The organism is Duganella sp. CF458 (assembly GCF_900113115.1).
Classification (GTDB): Bacteria; Pseudomonadota; Gammaproteobacteria; order Burkholderiales; family Burkholderiaceae_D; genus Rugamonas.
Genome location: NZ_FOOF01000012.1, coordinates 146,990 through 164,852, shown reverse-complemented (window position 1 = coordinate 164,852; position 17,863 = coordinate 146,990). Strand labels below are relative to the sequence as shown.

Sequence of the window (17,863 nt, the reverse complement as noted above, 5' to 3'; positions counted from 1 at the left end):
GATGTGAGTACGAAACTGCCATTCTCTCCAATAGCGGCTGATGTTGGATCCATAGGAGATTAGATGACCTATTTGAAAAATCTGCCTTACCTCTTGTACTACGCAACACTTGCGCTTCTGAGTCTCGCGGGATGCAAGTCGTTACCCCTGGACCAAATTCCGATGAAAGCGGAGTGGAATACTCCCAAAGATATATTCTTTACAATTAAGCCTAATGACAACGGTAAAGAACCCCTTAATTTTACTGCATCCGAGGTAGATTCTATAATTCGCGGCCAATGGTCAACGAAAAGTATTTCCGCATTACGATCATCTCGACTGCCTGAGAGAACGAAATATACTTTGTTGTTTATTTTGGCCACGCGCGAGATTGTTGAGAAAAATAACAGTTGTGAAAATTTAGAATTGGTAAGTGTTGACATGTTTGACGGGGTCAAAGCTATAGACCGACAGGTGCATGACTCTACCTCGACGTTAACGGCCGAAATTTGGAATGTAGATGCCTGCGGTGCGAAGCAAACTCATCATATCGGTGCTGATGGGAGCATCAAAATGGTTGAGGATGTGACCTTGCGCTTGCAATGATCGTTCATCAACTTTTGCCGCCACCTCGGCTGCGCAAAAGTCTAAAAATGAGCGTCCTGCAGCGCAAAAGGTTGCGGTACGAGAGTGCCGAATGAGTCTGGGCGCTAGACTGCGGAGGTATCAGTCGATCTCGTTACCGATGACAACCAAGAATGGCTTTTCGCCGTTGAAAATACCGTTGAACCGCCTTACCCATGCTTTGACCTATACGTTTCCATTAACAAGAAAACAGGCAAAACCGCTTCCTGGTGGGGCAAGTGAACAAAGCGCCGGTTGATCTGTGTCATGGAATCCCTGTCTCCGCCGGGCGAAACTGGCGCAATACACAAGGAGACCGCCATGCAACGCCTCGAATGGAGCCCGCTGCTGGAAACCGGCGTGGCCGAGATGGATGCTTCTCACCGCGCCCTGTTGCAAGCCATTCACGCCACCATCGACGCCGACGACAACGCGCTGTCCAGCCGCATTGCCGAGCTGCTCAGCGCCTTGTCCCTCGATTTCGCCGAGGAAGAAGCGTTGATGGACCAGCTTTACTATCCCACCGACCATGAACACCGCGCCGCCCACCGCCGGGCGCTGGCCGCGCTGCAGCATGCCCTGCCGGTGGCGCAGGTCGATCCGGCGGGCGCCCGCACCCTGCTGGAACGGCTGCCGCGCTGGTTCCTCGGCCATCTCAGCGCCATGGATTTGCCACTCGCGGTGGCGGTGGAAAACGCCGGCCACCCGCACAGCCAGCCGCCCAACGCCAAGTTGCGGCAGCAGCTGGCGCAACTGCTGCAGGAGCAATCCATCTGAATTAACGATACATTGCATCTAAATATATTGGCTTCCAGAATATATCTGTGCGGCATAAGATGACTCCATCAACAACACATTCCCTGAAGGAGTCACACCATGAATTTCGATAGAACTTACCTGCCCCTGATCGGCCGCATCCTGATGGCTGCCATTTTCGTCATGAGCGGCATCGGCAAGATCGCCAACCCCGCCGGTACCATCGGCTATATCAGCGCCATGGGCCTGCCCTTCCCCGAACTGGGGCTGGCCGCAGCCATCGGCATCGAGGTAGTTGGCGGCGTGCTGCTGGTGGCCGGACTGTACACCCGCCCGGTGGCACTGGCGCTGGCAGCGTTCTCGATCGTGACCGGCCTGATCTTCCACAGCGCAATCGCTGACCAGAACCAGATGATCCACCTGATGAAAAACCTGGCGATGGCCGGCGGCCTGCTGCAGATCGCTGCCTTCGGCGCCGGCACCCTTAGCCTGGACGCACGCCGCGGCACCAGCGCGCTGCGCACCGCCTGAGTAGTTGCACGCATGTGGCGGAACACTTTAGACTGCGGCACCTGAAGGAGATTTCAAGAGATGTTTCGCCACATTCTGATTCCAAGCGACGGCTCCGCCGCTTCGCAACTGGCAGTGAACGCCGCCCTGCGCATGGCCCGTGAAAGCGGTGCCCGTGTCACGGCGGTTCACGTGCTTCCCGAAGAACCGGCGCTGGCCAGTTTGGCTACAGCGCCAGCCGAGAACACCATTCTGGCCGAAAACACGATTCTGGCTGATATCGCGCGCCAGGCCACCACCTTGCACGTCAACTGCACCACGCTGGAAGTGCATGCCGACCAGCCGCATGCCGCCATCATTGCCACCGCCCTGCAACGCGGCTGCGACCTGATCGCGATGGCCTCGCGCGGCCGCAGCGGACTGGCCAGCCTGATGCTGGGCAGCCAGACGCAGAAAGTACTCACGCACAGCAAGATACCGGTACTGGTGTTCCGCGAAGGCTAGCGGCGAACGGCAACCAGGTCGTCGTAGATCGGCACTGCCGCCATGGCCAGCAGCACGCAGGCCAGCGGCAGCACCGCCCCGAAGCCTAACGCCTGGAAGCCGAATGCGCCGGCCAGCGCACCAATGAAGAAGGATGACAGCAGCGAGGCCAGGATCCGCACCCGCTTCCAGTCGGCAGCGACGCGCGGTACGGCTTGCCCGTCGCGGTTCCAGTAAAGCGCCTTGCCGGTCTCGATGCCAAGGTCGGTGACGATGCCCGTCATATGGGTGGTGCGGATCTCCGCGTTGGACAGCTTGGTGATCACGGCATTCTGCAAACCCATCATGAAGCACAGGAGCATCACCGTAGCCGGCAGTACGAATACGTCGATCGACTGCAAGCTGGTTCCCATCACTCCAAACGCCAGCAACAGGACTGCCTCCACCAGCAGGGGCAAGGCAAACTCGCTATGAAGCTGGCGGCGGCGGGCGAAATTGACCATGATGGCGCAACTGGCCGCACCGGCGACAAATGCCAGCAAGGCGCCGGCACAGTCGAGGGCCGCGTCGATGGCACCCAACGCCATGTTGTCGGCTGCGGAGGACAGGATACCCGTCATGTGCGAGGTGTACTGCTTGACGGCGAGGAAGCCGCCAGCGTTGGCCGCCCCGGCCACGAAAGCCAGGACGATGCCGAGGTGGCGATTAGCCTGGGCGGCGCGCTGCCGCCCCGTCAGCCTTCTTACATAATTGATCGGCATTCGTCCTCGGCATGGGCATTATCCTGTTACAGGTAAGCGCTGACGTCGGGACGGGTTGCCAGGGCCTGCTGCACCACCTGCACCACGAACTCGCGGTCAGCGCCGCGCAGTGGCTGGCGTGGACGGCGAACGTTTTCGTTGCCAACTTCGACCAGTGCCTCCACCAGTTTCAGATTCTGCACCAGCTTGGTCGAAACGTCGAGGTGCAGCAACGGCATGAACCACTGGTACAGCTTCAGCGCTTCTGCCAGGCGGCCGGCTTTCACCAGGTTGTACAGGGCCACGGTCTCTTTCGGGAAAGCCACCACCAGGCCAGCCAGCAGGCCGTCGGCGCCGAGTGCCAGGCCTTCGAAGGCCAGGTCGTCCACGCCCATGAAGATGGCGTAGCGGTCGCCCACAACGTTACGCAGGTCGGTCACGCGGCGGATGTTGTCGGTCGATTCTTTGATCGCTTCCAGTTCTTCGCAGTCCGACAGTTCCTTGAAGTCGGCCGGGGTCAGGTCGACTTTGTAGGTCACAGGGTTGTTGTACACCATGATCGGCAGCTTGGCAGCCTTGGCGATGACGCGCAGGTTGGCCTTGGCTTCGAAAGCGTCGGCAGCGTACAGCACCGAAGGCATCACCATGAAGCCGTCCACGCCCAGGTCGCGCGCTTCCTGCACATAGCGCTCGGCGTTGGCAGTGCGGGTTTCACTGACGTTGGCCAGCACCGGCACGCGGCCGTTGGCCACCTTGACGGCGGTCTTGGCGACAGCCAGCTTTTCTTCGAAGGACAGGGTGCTCGCTTCGCCCAGGGAACCGCAGGTCACCAGGCCGTGGCAGCCGCTGTCGATCATGAAGGAGAAGTGCTTCTCCATTTCCGCGTGGTCCAGCTCCTCATTCGCGTGGAATTTGGTGGTTACTGCAGGGAATACGCCTTCCCATTTGATTGCTGCCATTTCAAGTCTCCTTGTGAGGTTCGAGGGTGATAATGCTGCCGGCAAGTGCCGGCGAGATCGGAGTACGCACGGCGTCCGGACGCCATCCGTACAGGAAATCGGTTGCGTTGCCGCAGATGCGGCCCTGGCAAGGGCCCATGCCGCAGCGGGTATGCAGCTTGGCGCTGCGCCAGTTCGCATGCTCGCGCAATTCGTCGTGGCAGACGTCTTCGCAGCGGCAAACGATGGTGTCCGTTTGCGCCAGCTTGCGCAGTTCCTCGCGCGGGGCGAAGGCACGCGCCAGCCGGGCCGCGAAGCCCTGCCATTGTGCGCGCTCGGTGAAGAGTTCCTGCGCCATGCCTTGGCCGCAAGCCACCATGCCGGCGATCCGGCCTTCAACCAGGGCCAGGTCGACGCCGCCGACACCTGTGCCCTCGCCTGCGCACAATACATCCGGCACCGAGGTACGCTGCCAGGGATCGGTCTTTACCGCGCCTTGCTCTATTTCGCAGCCAAGTGCGCGCGCCAGTTCCGTGTTTGGCAGCAGGCCGTAGCCGCAAGCGAGATAGTCGCAATCGATATCGAGCTTCGCATCCTTGCGCTGGACCTGCACGGATGTCAGCTGCACGTCGCCGCGGGCGATCGTTACATAACTGTTGCTCAAGTACGGGATACCGCGCAGGGCAACGCCAAGCTTGGCCGCCTGCACCGCCTTGGTTGGCGTCAACGCCAGGCCTGCGGCAAAGCGCGCCAGGGCGGTCATGCCCGCCTGCTCGACGATGGCGGCAACGATCGCGCCACGTTCTTTCAAGGTTGCCGCGACGGCCAGCAGCAATGGACCGGTACCGGCCACCACCACGCGCTTGCCCTGCACGGGGTAGCCGCCTTTGGCCAGCGCTTGCAGGCCGCCTGCGCCGGTCACGCCGGGCAGTGTCCAGCCTGGGAACGGCAGCAGCAATTCGCGCGCACCGGTTGCCAGGATCAACTGGTTGTAGCGGATGGTGCGCGCCTGTTCGGCGTCCTGCACCAGCAGTTCGCCGGGCTGTGTTTGCATCAGTACGCGGGTGCCAGGCAGCACGCTCACATTGCTTGCCGCTTCCAACGCTTGCCAGAGCTGGCGGGCACGCTGGTCCTGCTGCTTCGCCGGGCCGCCGCGCCAGATCTGGCCGCCGGCCAGCGGATTGTCGTCGACGATGGCAATACTGCGCTTGCCTTCGGTGCTCGCTGCGGCATGCGCCGCTGCCAAGCCGGCCGGCCCGGCACCGACGATCAGGATGTCGAAGAACTGTGTCATGCCGCCGCTCCCGTCTGCACGTCCATCCCCGAACGGCAAAGCGTTTGGCAGGACAGCACATGCGCCCGGCCGTTAATGGTCACGCGGCACTCCTGGCAAACGCCCATGCCGCACAAAGGCGCACGCAGTTGCCCGCTGACCGAACGCCGCGTCACGCCTGCAATGGCAGCGGCGACGGTGGTTCCGGCGGCAACGGTCGTGCCATGTCCGTCGATAGTCAGGTTGATGGAATCAGCCATATGCCCTCCCCTGTGCATCAAAGCGGCTCGGCAGGTATGGGCGCGAGTCGATTCCCGCCGGTCCGCCGGCCATCTGCGCCGCCAGCAGTTCGGCAGTGGCGAGCGAGGTCGTGATGCCCAATCCTTCATGGCCGGTCGCCAGCCACACGTTGCGGCGCGACAGGTCCGGGCCGATCAGCGGCAAGCCGTCCGGGGTCGCCGCACGCAAACCCGTCCAGCAGCGCAGCACATTCAAGCCCGCCAGCGCCGGAGTGTAGTCGACCGCCCTGGCCAACATGCGCGCCATCATCGACGGTTCCGCCGCCAGGTCAACGGTGTCGAACTGCCGGGAAGAACCGATCAGCACCTGCCCGGTGGGACGCGGCTGCAGGTTGAAGGCCACCGATTCGCCTTCCGACGCGTGTGCACTCTTGATATATCCAAGCTCCACCAGTTGGTGGCGAATGAATCCCGGATAGCGGTCGGTAATCATCACGTGGCCCTTCTTGGGCCGCAGCGGCAGGTCCGGTGCCAGCGACAGGCAACGCGTACCCGCCGCAAGCACCACCTGCCCCGCCGACAGGCGCGATCCGTCCGCCAGCACGACAGCGCCGTCCTCCAGCGCCACGACTTCGCCCATGACCAGCGACGCGCCGCGCGCCACTGCGCGCGCCAGCAGGATGCGCGCGCTCTTTGGCGGATACACCAGGCCATCACCCTGCACCAGCAGGCCGCCAGCCAGGTGCGGCCGCAGGTTCGGCTCCAGCCGGTACAGCTCTTGCGCGCCGATCACATCGCATTCCAGTCCATGGGCCTTCATGGTGACGGCCTTGGCGCGCGCAGCTTCCAGCTCCTCATCGTCCGCGGCCACCCAGATGGTGCCGCAACGGCTGTATTCATGGCGCTGCCCCTGGCCGTCCACCAGCTCTTTCCATAATTCCAGCGAATGGGAGCTCAGGGCCAGTTCAGCCGCGTTATCGTCCATGGCCACCAAGTGGCCCATACCGGCGGCAGTTGCGCCGCTTCCGACCGCATCGCGCTCGACCACGGTCACGCGCAAGCCCCGCGCCGACAAGGCATCGGCGCAAGCAGCGCCGATAATTCCCGCGCCGACAATCAGGACGTCCGGTTTCATGCTCAACGAATTCCCCAGACAAATGGATCGCTCGGGTCCAGCACCAGGGTCGCCGTCGCATTCACCCAGGCCTTGCCGCGAATACTAGGCAATACGCGCTCGCCCTCTCGGCGATAAGAACCTTCGAACACGCTGCCGACGATGCTTTCCTGGCGCCAGACTTCGCCTTCCGCCAATTTGCCGTCGGCCGCCAGGCAAGCCAGCTTGGCGCTGGTGCCGGTGCCGCAAGGGGAACGGTCGTAGGCATTGCCCGGGCACAGTACGAAGTTCCGGCTGTCGCCCAAGCCGCTGCGGGAATCGGCAAACAGCTCGATATGGTCGATCAGCGCGCCGTTATCGCCGGTGATGCCTTGCGCTTCCAGCGCATCCTTGATCGCGGTGGTGTAGGCCGACAGCTCGCGCACATTGGCCAGTTCGAGTTCCCGGCCATGGTCGGATACCAGGAAGAACCAGTTGCCGCCCCAGGCGATATCGCCGCGCACTACGCCATAGCCTGGCACATCGACCGGCACGCCAGTCGCCTTGCGCCAGGAAGGCACATTGTTCACCGTCACGCTGCCGTCGTCATGCAACTGCGCTTCCACCACGCCGACCGGCGTATCGATACGGTGCACGCCCGCGCTCAGGCGGCCCATGAAAGCGAGCGACGCCACCAGGCCGATGGTGCCGTGGCCGCACATGCCGAGAAAGCCGACGTTGTTGAAGAAGATGACGCCTGCTGCACAATCCGGAGCATGCGGCTCGCACAGCAGCGCGCCCACCAGCACGTCCGAGCCACGCGGTTCGCACACCACGCCGGAACGGAAGCCGTCATGCTCGTTGCGAAAGCGCGCCAGGCGTTCGTTGAGGGGACCGGCGCCCAGGTCGGGGCCGCCGTCAATCACCAGGCGGGTCGGTTCTCCGCCGGTGTGGGAATCGATAATGGCTATGGTTTTCATGCTTGCCATCTTATGCCTTCCCAGGGCCGCCGTCTTGCATCGCCTGGCTGCCGAAGGTGACGAAATCTGCATAACCGTGTAAAAATAGACAAACTCACTGGGAGAACCGCATGTCAGTACATCTTTTACACAGCACGGCGCGCAACGATCTGGGAGCCCGGATCGAGGATGTTTTCTTTGCGGAGCCCCTGTTCGATGCGCTGCCGGACGTGGTGTTTTTCGTCAAGGACCGTGCGGGGCGCTATGTGGTGGTGAACCAGACTCTGGCGCGGCGCTGCGGGATGAAAGACAAGTCCGGCCTGCTGGGCAAGACCGCCAACGAGGTGTTTGCCGCGCCCCTAGGCCAGCGCTTCCAGGCCCAGGACCAGTCGGTGCTGGATGATGGCGTGCAGATCGAAGACCAGCTTGAGCTGCACCTCTATCCCAACCGTGATCCGGGCTGGTGCCTGACGCAAAAGCGGCCCTTGCGCGATGCGCAAGGCGCGATCGTCGGCCTGGCCGGCGTGTCGCGCGACCTGGCCATGGCCGACCACAAGAACCCCGCGTACCACAAGGTTGCCGATGCGGTCCGGCTGATTCACGATAAGTATGGCGAGACCCTGACCTTGCCACAATTGGCACGCACGGCCAATATGTCGGTGGCGCAGATCGAGCGCTACTTCGAGCGCATTTTCCACCTTACGCCGCGCCAGATGATCATCAAGACGCGGCTGGAGGCGGCCTCGCGCATGCTGGCCGGCGACTCAAGCGTTTCCGACATCGCACAGGCCTGCGGCTACGCCGACCACAGCGCCTTCACCCGCCAGTTCCGCGCCACCGTCGGCGTGACACCTAGCGAATACCGCTTGCTGCTTCGCGAACATTGAGGAAGTAGGCCGCGATGCCGCCAGAGGATTAATCCCAGCGGTCCAAACGGTAGTCGCTGACCTGGTCTCCTGACGTAACCCGCAGCGTTACCTGATACTGATCTCCCTTCGACAGCAACAAGCCAGCCACATTGTCTTCGCCAAAACCCGCCAGGCTATTTGTGTTGCTGTACGCCTCGATGGTCGACCTGAATCCATGGAACTCGCCTTTCAGGCAAGAGGGGAATATTGCCGAATGCCCTCCACACTTACGCAAGTCGCGCGCGTTCTTAAGCAATAACACAATGCCTTCGCCTTGTTGGGGATGAACCTGCCCCAACCATGCGTGCGGCGGCAGCGTCATTGCCGTTACTTCGTAAAAGCCGCCGCACAAATTGAAATCGCTGGCAGATGAACCGCCATGGTAAATGTACCAGGCAACCGGGTTGCGCTGGGAGTCATTGTCCCACTGCAGGATCGGACGAGCATCGGCATGGACCGCCGATGTCAGGGCAACGAATGATGTCCGGCCCGCTGGTGCCGCCATCTCGATCTTGTCCGCGTCCGGCAGCACTGTACGACGGAATTTATCCAGCGTCATGACCGTCGCCGGCGCCATCATCGACGTGGTCCGCGCGCTTACCCCTTTAGGAATAATGCTAGCGAACAGGCCGCCTTTCGCTTCCTGCTTCGGCGCGGTCTTGGGCAGCCAGACCGTTTCCAGGATGTCTGCCATCGTTGCATAGCGGCGTTGCAGCGCCGTTCCCGCGCCCAGCTTTTCGAAAGCCGCTTCGGCTGCCTTGATGGCGCCTGCGGTCGGAGCTGCCTGCGGCCGCAGATAACGCAGCGGATGCATCTTGGCGGCCCAGCTGGCTGCAGCTTCTTCGAACGATTTGCCGGTCGCAATATCGTCAAGCAGCGTAGCGATCATGCTTGAACGCGGATGGCAAAAACCCGTCGGCGCGGTAGCCACCATGCGATAGACGATATTGTCCTTACCCTGCTGGCCGTCGACGGAGTCACGCGCGGCATGCAGGTCCACCAGGAATTGCGCCTGGCCCAACGCCGCTTCTGAATTGGCGAGCGCATCGTCCTTCAGCAAACGCAATGCCGTGGCGCAGGTGGACGGCGTATACTCGTCCAACGCGCGACGCACCGAATCGAACGCCTGCCGCCTGGCACTGGCGGCCTGGAAGGCATTGTCAAGCCCATTACTGGCGAAGACCTTTCCCGACTTGACAGCGAAGTGGTGCCAACCGCCCTTTTCAGGCTTGCCGAACACCGCTTCGCCCGACAGGAATGGCATGCTGATGCTGGCCCGCCGAACTTTGCGTTGCAGCGCGACGAGCGCTTCACGGTATGGCTCGGGCACGTCCTCAATATCCCACAACGCTGGCACCAGTTGGCCGTCATCGCCGACCGTCGCCAATCCGCCGAAGCGCTCAATGAACTTCCGGCAGCAGCTGCACGTACGCTTCTGGCGCTCAGCCGGATCGGCGCAGGCTTGGAGATAAGCATCGAACAATTCAGTGGCATCAGTCTCGAAAATCGGCCCGGTCAACGCGCTGAAGCGGTCGTTGATTTGCGCAACAAAAACGTCAAAGGCGCTATCGACGGGATGGGCGTGAGTTTGGTCTGTAATCATTAATATGGCAATTGCCAGTGGAGGAAGTTAATACTTGCATATTACCACTAGGAAATTCCGTTACGACCGAACTCGCGATAGCCGGGACGTTCAAGAAGGCGCTCGACATAGGCGTCGACAGCTGGGAAGTCAGGGCGGTCAATTGGCGTCATCAGCCAACGGTTCAGGGACAATCCGAGGACGACGTCGGCCAGCGTGAAATTGGCGCCGGCCGCAAAAGGATCGCCGGCGGCCAGGTGGCGGTCGAGGATGCCGACGTTGCGATTCCAGGCCGCTGCACTAGCGGCGATTTGTGCTGGATCGGTGAAGGCCGGGCTGTTGCGCACCAGCGCCATGAAGGCGTAGCGCCAGGAGCTGTTCAGGTCCGTGGCCTGCCAGTCCATCCACTGCTCGACGCGTGCGCGCGCTTGCGGTTCAGCGGGCAGCAGGTCGTGGCAGCCCGCCTTGCCGCACAGGTAGCGGCAAATGCTGTTCGATTCCCATAATACGAAGCCGCCGTCCACCAGCACGGGCACCGTGGCGTTCGGGTTCAATGCCAGGAACTCCGGCACATTGGTTGTACGGTATCCATCGCCCCAGTCTTCGCGCTCATAAGCCAGGCCGGTTTCGGCCAGCGTCCACAACACCTTGCGCACGTTGATGGAGGTCGGTTTTCCGAGTAGTTTCAGCATGCCGGCGATTTTAGCACCGGCCCGCTTGGGAGCTCGACCCATCGCATGCCGCTCGACACACCCGTGCCGGTATTGGTGTTCCGGCCCCGGTAAACATGACGCAAATACACCACAAGTTGCCAAGAGATTTATGACGCCCCCGTCACATAACTCTTTCAAAATTGGACAAATCACGAAATCTGTTCAAGTTCAGACAATTCAAACCGGTATATAAGCCCTGCGTCTTAATAGCAAAGCTTTTCCGTATTTGTCGCCGCTCCCGTGCTGCCGCATATTCTCGCGCATTATCACAGCACGGGGAAAACCATGACTTTCGCATTTCGCAAACTAGCGATGGCCGCCGCACTGGCAGCCATCGGCACCGCCCAGGCATCCACCGCCGACCACCACGAGTTCGAAGCCACGCTGCATGCGCCTTACCGCGCGGTTGCCGGTACCAATGAAGCGCGCAGCTTCAAGCTCGAATTCAGCTACCCTTACGCCAAGAACGCCCAGTCGGTAAGCTGGGTGCTGGAAGTCGTCGCGCCAAACGGCAGCGTGGTGGAACGCTGGACCGGCGTCGAACGCCTGCAAGACAAGCCGGTCACCGTCAACGTTGAATGGGCCGGCCGCAACCGCCGTAACGCCCTGCAGAACGGCATCTACAAGGCGCGCCTGCGTGCCATTTCCGACGACGCCCAGCGCGGCCTGGCCTCAGGTGTGGACGCCGTATTGCGCCGCATCGCCAGCCACGACGGCGAAATCCACGACCAGGAATGGGACATCGCTATCGGCCAGCAGCCGCAGGCCAAGGCCGCCGCGGCGCCATCGTTGATGGCGATGGCGCCAGCGCCATCGTTGATGGCGATGGCGCCAGCGCCATCGTCCCTGCCGTACACCGTCTATTTCGGCAATATGCACAGCCAGACCAACCACAGCGACGGCGGCGGCGACCTGGGTGCATGCACCGGCGCGCAACACCCGCAGTCGGCGGCCTACGGTCCAACCGACGCCTTCAACTACGCCAAGAACCGGGGCCTGGACTTCCTGATGGCATCCGAACATAACCACATGTACGACGGCTCGGATTCCACCAACACGTCCGCCAATCCAGCCACCGCCAAGGCCCTGTACCAGGCCGGCCTGGCCGAAGCGGCCAGCTTCAACAGCGCCAACCCGAACTTCCTGGCGATCTATGGCATGGAATGGGGCGTCATCAACAACGGCGGCCACATGAACATCCTCAACTCGAACGAGTTGCTGGGTTGGGAGAGCAACGGTTCCGGCCAACTGCTTGCCGACACCTTCACCGCCAAGAACGACTACGCCGGCCTGTACACGCTGATGCGCCAACGCGGCTGGCTGGGCCAGTTCAACCACCCGTCGAGCAGCGGCCAGTTCCTGGTCAACGGCGTAGCCCTGGGCTACACGGCCGACGGCGACGAGGCAATGGCGCTGTGCGAAGTGATGAACACATCCGCCTTCTCCATCAATACCACCGAAACCGAAACGGGCCGCAGCAATTACGAAGGCGCCTGCAAGAAAGCGCTGGAAGCCGGGTTCCACGTCGCGTTCGTCACCGACCAGGACAACCACTGCGCTAACTGGGGCGCTTCCTACACCAACCGCACGGGCGTGCTGATCCCGAACGGCACCGCCCTGAGCACAGCCAGTTTCATGGATGCGATCCGCGCCCGCCGCGTCTTCGCGACCATGGACAAGACGTCGCAACTGGTGCTGACCGCCAACGGCCATATCATGGGCGAGCGCTTCACCAACAGCGGCCCGCTGAACCTGGTGGCCAATTTCACCAGCAGTTCCGGCAAGACGGTATCGACCTCGGAATTCTATGAAGGCGTCCCAGGCCGCAACGGCACCGTCACCCTGCTCGCCTCCAGCGCGAACACCACTATCACCCCGACCGATGGCGCCCACTTCTACTACGCCAAGGTAACCCAGGACGACGGCAATATCCTATGGTCGGCACCGGTCTGGGTGACGCAACAGGGTTCCAGCGGCGGCGACACCGTGGCCCCTACTGTCAGCACTTCCAGCAGCGGCAGCAGCGGCACCATCACCTTCAACGCCAATGCCACCGACAACGTCGGCGTGACCAAGGTCGAGTTCTACGTGGACGGCGCGTTGAAAGGCACCGATACCGCATCGCCATGGTCGTACGGCTTCAATTCGACCGGTGTAAGCAATGGCACCCACGTGCTGACCGCCAAGGCCTTCGACGCGGCCGGCAACAGTGCCCTGTCTTCCGCCGTCAACTTCAGCGTGAACAACACCACCATCACGCAGCAGCTGTTGCTGAACAGCGGCTTTGAATCCGGCAGCACCAGCTGGAGCGCGAGCAGCGGCGTAATCACCAACGATTCCTCGGTGTCGGGCCATGGCGGCACCTGGAAAGCCTGGATGAACGGCTACGGCAGCGCACATACCGACACCCTGTACCAGCAAGTAAGCATCCCTTCGACCGCCAACAGCGCCACCCTGGGCTTCTGGCTGAAGGTCACGTCCGACGAAACCACCACGACCCAGGCTTACGACACGCTGAAAGTCCAGGTACGCAACAGCAGCGGCGCCGTGCTGGCAACGCTGGCCACTTACTCGAACCTGAACAAGGGTTCCAGCTATGTACAGCGCACCTTCGACATGAGTGCGTACAAAGGCCAGACCGTGCGTGTCTACTTCGAAGGCGTGGAAGGCTCCACCATTGCCACCTCCTTCATCGTGGATGACGTTACGCTGAACGTGCAGTGACCCTGATGTCGCGCAAGCCCTTGCCAAGCTTGCGCCGCAGCAGCGTGCGCAATGTCACGCCGTCGCGATAACCCACCTGCTCGGCGATGCGATCGACGTTCTGGTCGCTGGTCTTGAGCAGGTGGACTGCGCGCTCGATGCGCAGGTCCTGCACATAATTCACGGGCGTCTTGCCCAGCACCTCCTGCAGGCGCCGCGCCAGCGTGCGCTTGCTGGTGGCCAGCGCCGCCGCCGCTGCCTCCAGCTGGAAACCCTCCGCCAGATGCTGCCTCACCCAGCGGTCGAACCCCGCCACCAGCGGATCGGCATGGGCCAGGTGGTCGGAAATCACATACGCCGACTGCGCCGGCCGCGCATCCACCACCAGGTAGCGCGCCACCATCGCCGCCAGTTCCGGGCTGGCTTGCCGGATCAGGGCCAGCGACATATCGAGGTGGCTGAGCGCAGCACCCGCCGTAATGAACCGGCCCGATGCCACCACCATGCGCTGCGCATCCAGACGCACCTTGGGATAGCGCTGGCGGAACATGGGCGTCAGCCACCAGGTCGTGGTGGCTTCTTCGCCGTCCAATAGCCCGCTTTCCGCCAGCACGAAGGTGCCGATGCAGGCGGCGGCGATGCGCACGCCCTGCCCGGCCTGCCGGCGCAGCACGGCGCCGGCTTCCGCCACTTCGGCCGACGCCAGCGCGGCCTGCAGCGGCTCCGGCATCTTGTGGCCGATGGCGGGCAGGATCAACAGGTCAGGAGCAGGTGCGTAAGCCAGGGGCACCACCGGCAATTGCATGCCTTGCGCACTGCGCACGGCGGGACGGATGCCCGCCAGCGTCACGTTGAACACCGGCTGCGGCGCCTCCAGCATGGGCGCCAGCTCATTGGCAGTGGTGAAGGCGTCCAGGACGGCCGAAAGCCCGGTGTCGAACACGCTGTCCAGTGCGAGTACGGTGATATTCATGGCGCGATCGATACCAAAGATGTCAATCTCGCCAATTTAACCGGAAGCGCGGCCTCGGTAAAGTACCTCCATCGCAGTTTCGCGATCAATCCAACCAGGAGATAACATGATCAAGTACGCACTGTTCGCCCGTTTCGAAGCCAAACCGGGCAAGGAATCCGCCGTGGCCGACTTCCTCCAAACCGGCCTGGCGCTGGCCAGGCAGGAGCCGGGCACCAAGTACTGGTTCGCCCTGCGCCTGTCGGAGCGTGTGTTCGGCGTCTTCGATGCCTTCGAGACGGAAGAAGCGCGCCAGGGCCACCTGAATGGCCCGATCGCACAAGCCCTGATGGCGCAGGCACCAGAGCTGTTCGCCACACCGCCGAGCATCGAGCCGATCGAGGTACTGGGCCTGAAAACCGCGTAATTACTGGTCGTCGGAGGAGATGAAGTTGTACCTCTTTTTCAGCTCCTCCACTTCCGCCTTATTGGTCTGCATGAAACGGCGGAATTCATCCACCACCTTCGGGTATTTGTGCGAGGACAGGTACCACTGCCCGGAAGCATGCGGCAGGTCCGGGTCATACAACACCGGTACCTGCGGCAGCTTGCGGATCTTGGTCCAGTAATGGTGGGCGATACGTGTGTTCATGTAGGCGCCATCGACGCGCCGCATGATCAGCTTTTCATAGAGGGCATCGTAATCGGCCGTCTCCTCGATGCGCAGCGAGCCGGCCGACATCAGTTGCTGGTATGGATAAGGCGTGAAGCCGAGCGGGATGCCGAGGGTTTTCAGGCGGCTTACCCCCTTGCCGATGTCCTCGGGCCGAACCAGCACGCCGTCGGTGAATTCCAGTACCGGGGCATAGCTGATTTTCAGTTCCTTCTTCATCTCCACCACCCAGTTCGGGTTGTCCGGGAAGGACAGGTCGACCTGCCCGTCGACGAACAGGCGGTCGCGCCGCTTCAATGGATAGGATTCGTAAACGAAGGTGTAGCCCATCTGCCGGGCGAAGGCATCGAGGATATCCCTTCCCAGGCCGCCGTACACGCCGTTCCGCACTTCGGAATACGGCAGCCAGTTCTTGTAGTCCTCAACGCCTATGGAGAAGGTTTTCTTGTCGGCGGCGTGTACGGCGCCCACCACCAGGAATCCGGCTAACAACCCTCTCCACATGACGCACCTCCGTCATTCAAGCTGGTAGGCGTAAATGTTGACGACGTTAAACGTGGTGTCGGGCACATACACGCGCCGGTCGCGCGCGTAGATGAAGAACGGCATCCAGACGCCGCCTACTTCAGGATACTTTTTAAATACAAGCTCTCCTGTTACGTATTCTAGCGTGTCCTCGCCGATGCGGAAGATCTTCAGCGCGCGGTTTACCAAATCGTTGACAATCAGGTGTCCCTCCTGGTCCACGCACAGGCTGGCCGGCAGGTAGAACTTGTCCGCATCCTTCTCCAGGTCGTCGCAGTACCCCGCGCGGCCGAAGCTCCACAGGCTGTTGCCCTGGCGGTCGAACACGCGGATGCAGTTGTTGAACTGGTCGCACACGAAGACGCGGTCCTGGGCATCGATCGTTACGTCACAGGGTGCGAAGCTGGCCAGCGGTTCGCCGTTCTCCACCCATTGGAAGTTTTTGACGAAGGAAACCAGGCCGGTCGGTTGCAACTGCCACATCGAGATGCGGTTGTTCAGCGAATCGGCGATATAGACTTCGCCATGACTGTTCACTTCCAGCCCCTGCGGTGCTTTCAGCGTACCGTCACCGCCCAGCCCTTCGCGTGCAAACGGCAGGCCGTAGTTCAGCAAATGCCCGCTGGGACCAAACTGGAACATCGATACCGTGCAGGCGTTGAAGTTGGTGACGAAGACCAGCGGCGTGCCGGGGCAGATCTGCCCCAGCAACGGTTGCGAAGGGTAATACACCGCCATTGCCAGTCCGCCCGGCATGAAGAAGCCGCGCATCATATCCTGCAACTGGGCGATCGGGTCGGCTGCCGTGTCGAACGTTTTCATGCACCAGTTGCCGGAATCGATGTTGAAGGACGAGGTGGCAGCGCCCGCCAGCGGATCGAGGCGGGCGTGGTGCTTCAAATGGTCGTACCAGTACTTGTAGATATTGGCCGTGGCGCTGGCCCAGCTATCGATCCAGTTCGACTGCGGCAAGGTGCCGCTGCCCTCGCGCTTGGGGTCGACGCCGATCACCGCCGTCATGCAGTTGAACTGCGAGGTGACGGATTTCGCCGCCTGGTTGTCGCGCCTGTGGCCGACCGCATCGAGCAGGATCGCGTCCTGGTCGCCGCCATCACGGTCGGGCGCAATGCGCATCTTCAGCACGGTCGAGGCGAACGGCTCCGTCACGTAGTAGACGTTGGCATCGGCGGCGGCACAGATCTGGTACGGGCCGACGAAGACGGCATCTTCCAGCGAGCCGTACACCAGGTCGGAAATCGAGTGCATGGCTTGCGGCTTATGGTTCCACAGCGGCAGCATGCCTTCGACAATCGTCAGCAACTTGCCGTCGGTGTCGTAGACCGTGATCGAGTCCTCCACCTGGCCCGGCACGAAGATGCGGTCGTTGATCACGCACACCGAACGCATGACGTTGAACTTGCCGATGCCGGCCGGGTTGCCGAAGCTGTGCAGCAGTGAAGTCTCGCCGGGGCATTGCACGCGTTCGTTCTTGATCGGCCAGGCGGTATCGATCTTCAAGACCTCGTAGTGACCGGTGTTGGCGAGGTACAGGTTGCCGTGCGAATCCGAAGCCAGGCCCTGTGGCCACAGCAGGTCGTGCACGCTGTTGGCATCGTCGATGGTACGGAACTGCAATACGAATTTACCCTCCGGCGTGAACTTCACGCAGCGGCTGCGGTCGTCGCCTTTGGTGTGGAAGAATTCATCGCAGACGTACACGAAGTGATCGCCGCCGGCCTCTTTGACGATGGTGATGCCATTCGGGTCGCTCAATGGCACGAAGCCCTTGCCGTTGATGCCGTCCGCCGCGTCGCCAAAGGCGAACTGGAAGTCGACCGAGTGCTCGTCGTACTCGAACACCACGATGCGGCCGTTGCCCATGTCGGTGCAGTACATCAGGTCCTGCTCCGGATGCGGACAGAGATGGAATGGCATCAGCAGGCGGCGCGCCTGTTCCGTGCCCTCGCCCGGCGTATCGATCACATGCAGCAGGGTATTCAGGTCGGCGGTGAAAACCAGCAGGCGGCTATTGCCCGTATCGCACACCCAGACATGGTCGTAATGGTCGCGCGCAATGCCGACCGGGGAATTCATGGTGAAGTCGTCCGGCAGTTCGCCGCGCGCCGTGGTGCCCGGCATGACGAGTTCACCGTAGTGCGTAATATGATGAAATTTGCTCATGGCCATCCCCCGCCTGTTATTGGAGCATTCCA

Annotated in this window: 18 protein-coding genes; 7 read left to right on the top strand and 11 right to left on the bottom strand. The window is 61.8% G+C overall.

Annotation, left to right across the window (positions count from 1 at the left end; genetic code table 11):
• Nucleotides 1-63: 63 nt before the first annotated feature.
• The 4 genes from BM269_RS19445 (at nucleotide 64) to BM269_RS19430 (ending at nucleotide 2,373) form a co-directional block, all read left to right on the top strand.
• Nucleotides 64-585 carry a hypothetical protein gene (locus BM269_RS19445; RefSeq protein WP_090440664.1) on the top strand — a complete coding sequence of 174 codons (522 nt, stop codon included), beginning with the start codon at nucleotides 64-66 and terminating at the stop codon, nucleotides 583-585.
• A gap of 339 nt (nucleotides 586-924) precedes the next feature.
• Nucleotides 925-1,380 carry a bacteriohemerythrin gene (locus tag BM269_RS19440; protein ID WP_170860429.1) on the top strand — a complete coding sequence of 152 codons (456 nt, stop codon included), beginning with the start codon at nucleotides 925-927 and terminating at the stop codon, nucleotides 1,378-1,380.
• Between the two features lie 99 nt (nucleotides 1,381-1,479).
• The gene (locus BM269_RS19435; protein ID WP_090440657.1) at nucleotides 1,480-1,890 is read left to right on the top strand and encodes a DoxX family protein; all 411 of its coding nucleotides are present in this window, start codon (nucleotides 1,480-1,482) and stop codon (nucleotides 1,888-1,890) included.
• A 60-nt stretch (nucleotides 1,891-1,950) separates the two neighbouring features.
• Nucleotides 1,951-2,373, top strand: coding sequence for a universal stress protein (locus BM269_RS19430; protein ID WP_090440654.1), 423 nt, complete (start codon nucleotides 1,951-1,953; stop codon nucleotides 2,371-2,373).
• Here the strand turns inward: BM269_RS19430 and BM269_RS19425 are convergent.
• The 6 genes from BM269_RS19425 to BM269_RS19400 are packed head-to-tail and all read right to left on the bottom strand — an operon-like array spanning nucleotide 2,370 to nucleotide 7,624.
• A complete protein-coding gene (locus tag BM269_RS19425) occupies nucleotides 2,370-3,113 on the bottom strand; it encodes a YoaK family protein (protein WP_090440651.1) in 744 nt (247 codons plus the stop codon). The genes BM269_RS19430 and BM269_RS19425 overlap by 4 nt on opposite strands.
• 26 nt (nucleotides 3,114-3,139) lie before the next feature.
• The gene (locus tag BM269_RS19420) at nucleotides 3,140-4,051 is read right to left on the bottom strand and encodes a dihydrodipicolinate synthase family protein (RefSeq protein ID WP_090440648.1); all 912 of its coding nucleotides are present in this window, start codon (nucleotides 4,049-4,051) and stop codon (nucleotides 3,140-3,142) included.
• A 1-nt stretch (nucleotide 4,052) separates the two neighbouring features.
• Nucleotides 4,053-5,324: an NAD(P)/FAD-dependent oxidoreductase gene (locus BM269_RS19415; protein ID WP_090440644.1), complete on the bottom strand. Its 1,272-nt coding sequence runs from the start codon at nucleotides 5,322-5,324 to the stop codon at nucleotides 4,053-4,055.
• Entirely contained in the window at nucleotides 5,321-5,563 is a 243-nt protein-coding gene (locus BM269_RS19410; RefSeq protein WP_090440641.1) for a 2Fe-2S iron-sulfur cluster-binding protein, read from the bottom strand. Before BM269_RS19410 ends, BM269_RS19415 begins: the two co-directional genes overlap by 4 nt.
• Nucleotides 5,556-6,677, bottom strand: a complete 1,122-nt coding sequence (locus BM269_RS19405; RefSeq protein WP_090440638.1) for an NAD(P)/FAD-dependent oxidoreductase — start codon at nucleotides 6,675-6,677, stop codon at nucleotides 5,556-5,558. The genes BM269_RS19410 and BM269_RS19405 overlap by 8 nt, the downstream gene beginning before the upstream one ends.
• 2 nt (nucleotides 6,678-6,679) lie before the next feature.
• Nucleotides 6,680-7,624, bottom strand: coding sequence for a 4-hydroxyproline epimerase (locus tag BM269_RS19400; protein ID WP_170860428.1), 945 nt, complete (start codon nucleotides 7,622-7,624; stop codon nucleotides 6,680-6,682).
• Nucleotides 7,625-7,725: 101 nt separating this feature from the next.
• On the opposite strand from BM269_RS19400, the gene BM269_RS19395 reads away from it, so the two are divergent.
• Complete coding sequence (locus BM269_RS19395) at nucleotides 7,726-8,481, top strand: AraC family transcriptional regulator (protein WP_090440635.1); 756 nt, start codon at nucleotides 7,726-7,728, stop codon at nucleotides 8,479-8,481.
• 28 nt (nucleotides 8,482-8,509) lie between these two features.
• On the opposite strand, the gene BM269_RS19390 is transcribed toward BM269_RS19395, so the two are convergent.
• Nucleotides 8,510-10,105: a hypothetical protein gene (locus tag BM269_RS19390; RefSeq protein ID WP_090440632.1), complete on the bottom strand. Its 1,596-nt coding sequence runs from the start codon at nucleotides 10,103-10,105 to the stop codon at nucleotides 8,510-8,512.
• 47 nt (nucleotides 10,106-10,152) lie between these two features.
• Nucleotides 10,153-10,776, bottom strand: a complete 624-nt coding sequence (locus tag BM269_RS19385) for a glutathione S-transferase family protein (protein WP_090440629.1) — start codon at nucleotides 10,774-10,776, stop codon at nucleotides 10,153-10,155.
• A 306-nt stretch (nucleotides 10,777-11,082) separates the two neighbouring features.
• On the opposite strand from BM269_RS19385, the gene BM269_RS19380 reads away from it, so the two are divergent.
• Complete coding sequence (locus tag BM269_RS19380; protein WP_090440626.1) at nucleotides 11,083-13,521, top strand: CehA/McbA family metallohydrolase; 2,439 nt, start codon at nucleotides 11,083-11,085, stop codon at nucleotides 13,519-13,521.
• On the opposite strand, the gene BM269_RS19375 is transcribed toward BM269_RS19380, so the two are convergent.
• Complete coding sequence (locus tag BM269_RS19375) at nucleotides 13,502-14,473, bottom strand: GlxA family transcriptional regulator (protein WP_090440623.1); 972 nt, start codon at nucleotides 14,471-14,473, stop codon at nucleotides 13,502-13,504. The genes BM269_RS19380 and BM269_RS19375 overlap by 20 nt on opposite strands.
• 106 nt (nucleotides 14,474-14,579) lie before the next feature.
• Here BM269_RS19375 and BM269_RS19370 point away from each other — a divergent pair, with 106 nt between their 5' ends.
• Nucleotides 14,580-14,879, top strand: coding sequence for a putative quinol monooxygenase (locus tag BM269_RS19370; protein ID WP_090440620.1), 300 nt, complete (start codon nucleotides 14,580-14,582; stop codon nucleotides 14,877-14,879).
• On the opposite strand, the gene BM269_RS19365 is transcribed toward BM269_RS19370, so the two are convergent.
• Together BM269_RS19365 and BM269_RS19360 are read right to left on the bottom strand one after the other, a co-directional pair.
• Nucleotides 14,880-15,617 (bottom strand): substrate-binding periplasmic protein, encoded by a 738-nt coding sequence (locus tag BM269_RS19365; protein WP_170860427.1) that lies wholly within the window; start codon nucleotides 15,615-15,617, stop codon nucleotides 14,880-14,882.
• A 24-nt stretch (nucleotides 15,618-15,641) separates the two neighbouring features.
• Complete coding sequence (locus BM269_RS19360; RefSeq protein ID WP_139232802.1) at nucleotides 15,642-17,831, bottom strand: NHL repeat-containing protein; 2,190 nt, start codon at nucleotides 17,829-17,831, stop codon at nucleotides 15,642-15,644.
• Nucleotides 17,832-17,863 lie beyond the last annotated feature (32 nt).

Coding starts and splice junctions, on each gene's coding strand:
- BM269_RS19445 (WP_090440664.1), top strand. CDS start 64: ATGACCTATTTGAAAAATCTGCCTTACCTCTTGTACTACGCAACACTT.
- BM269_RS19440 (WP_170860429.1), top strand. CDS start 925: ATGCAACGCCTCGAATGGAGCCCGCTGCTGGAAACCGGCGTGGCCGAG.
- BM269_RS19435 (WP_090440657.1), top strand. CDS start 1,480: ATGAATTTCGATAGAACTTACCTGCCCCTGATCGGCCGCATCCTGATG.
- BM269_RS19430 (WP_090440654.1), top strand. CDS start 1,951: ATGTTTCGCCACATTCTGATTCCAAGCGACGGCTCCGCCGCTTCGCAA.
- BM269_RS19425 (WP_090440651.1), bottom strand. CDS start 3,113: ATGCCGATCAATTATGTAAGAAGGCTGACGGGGCGGCAGCGCGCCGCC.
- BM269_RS19420 (WP_090440648.1), bottom strand. CDS start 4,051: ATGGCAGCAATCAAATGGGAAGGCGTATTCCCTGCAGTAACCACCAAA.
- BM269_RS19415 (WP_090440644.1), bottom strand. CDS start 5,324: ATGACACAGTTCTTCGACATCCTGATCGTCGGTGCCGGGCCGGCCGGC.
- BM269_RS19410 (WP_090440641.1), bottom strand. CDS start 5,563: ATGGCTGATTCCATCAACCTGACTATCGACGGACATGGCACGACCGTT.
- BM269_RS19405 (WP_090440638.1), bottom strand. CDS start 6,677: ATGAAACCGGACGTCCTGATTGTCGGCGCGGGAATTATCGGCGCTGCT.
- BM269_RS19400 (WP_170860428.1), bottom strand. CDS start 7,624: ATGGCAAGCATGAAAACCATAGCCATTATCGATTCCCACACCGGCGGA.
- BM269_RS19395 (WP_090440635.1), top strand. CDS start 7,726: ATGTCAGTACATCTTTTACACAGCACGGCGCGCAACGATCTGGGAGCC.
- BM269_RS19390 (WP_090440632.1), bottom strand. CDS start 10,105: ATGATTACAGACCAAACTCACGCCCATCCCGTCGATAGCGCCTTTGAC.
- BM269_RS19385 (WP_090440629.1), bottom strand. CDS start 10,776: ATGCTGAAACTACTCGGAAAACCGACCTCCATCAACGTGCGCAAGGTG.
- BM269_RS19380 (WP_090440626.1), top strand. CDS start 11,083: ATGACTTTCGCATTTCGCAAACTAGCGATGGCCGCCGCACTGGCAGCC.
- BM269_RS19375 (WP_090440623.1), bottom strand. CDS start 14,473: ATGAATATCACCGTACTCGCACTGGACAGCGTGTTCGACACCGGGCTT.
- BM269_RS19370 (WP_090440620.1), top strand. CDS start 14,580: ATGATCAAGTACGCACTGTTCGCCCGTTTCGAAGCCAAACCGGGCAAG.
- BM269_RS19360 (WP_139232802.1), bottom strand. CDS start 17,831: ATGAGCAAATTTCATCATATTACGCACTACGGTGAACTCGTCATGCCG.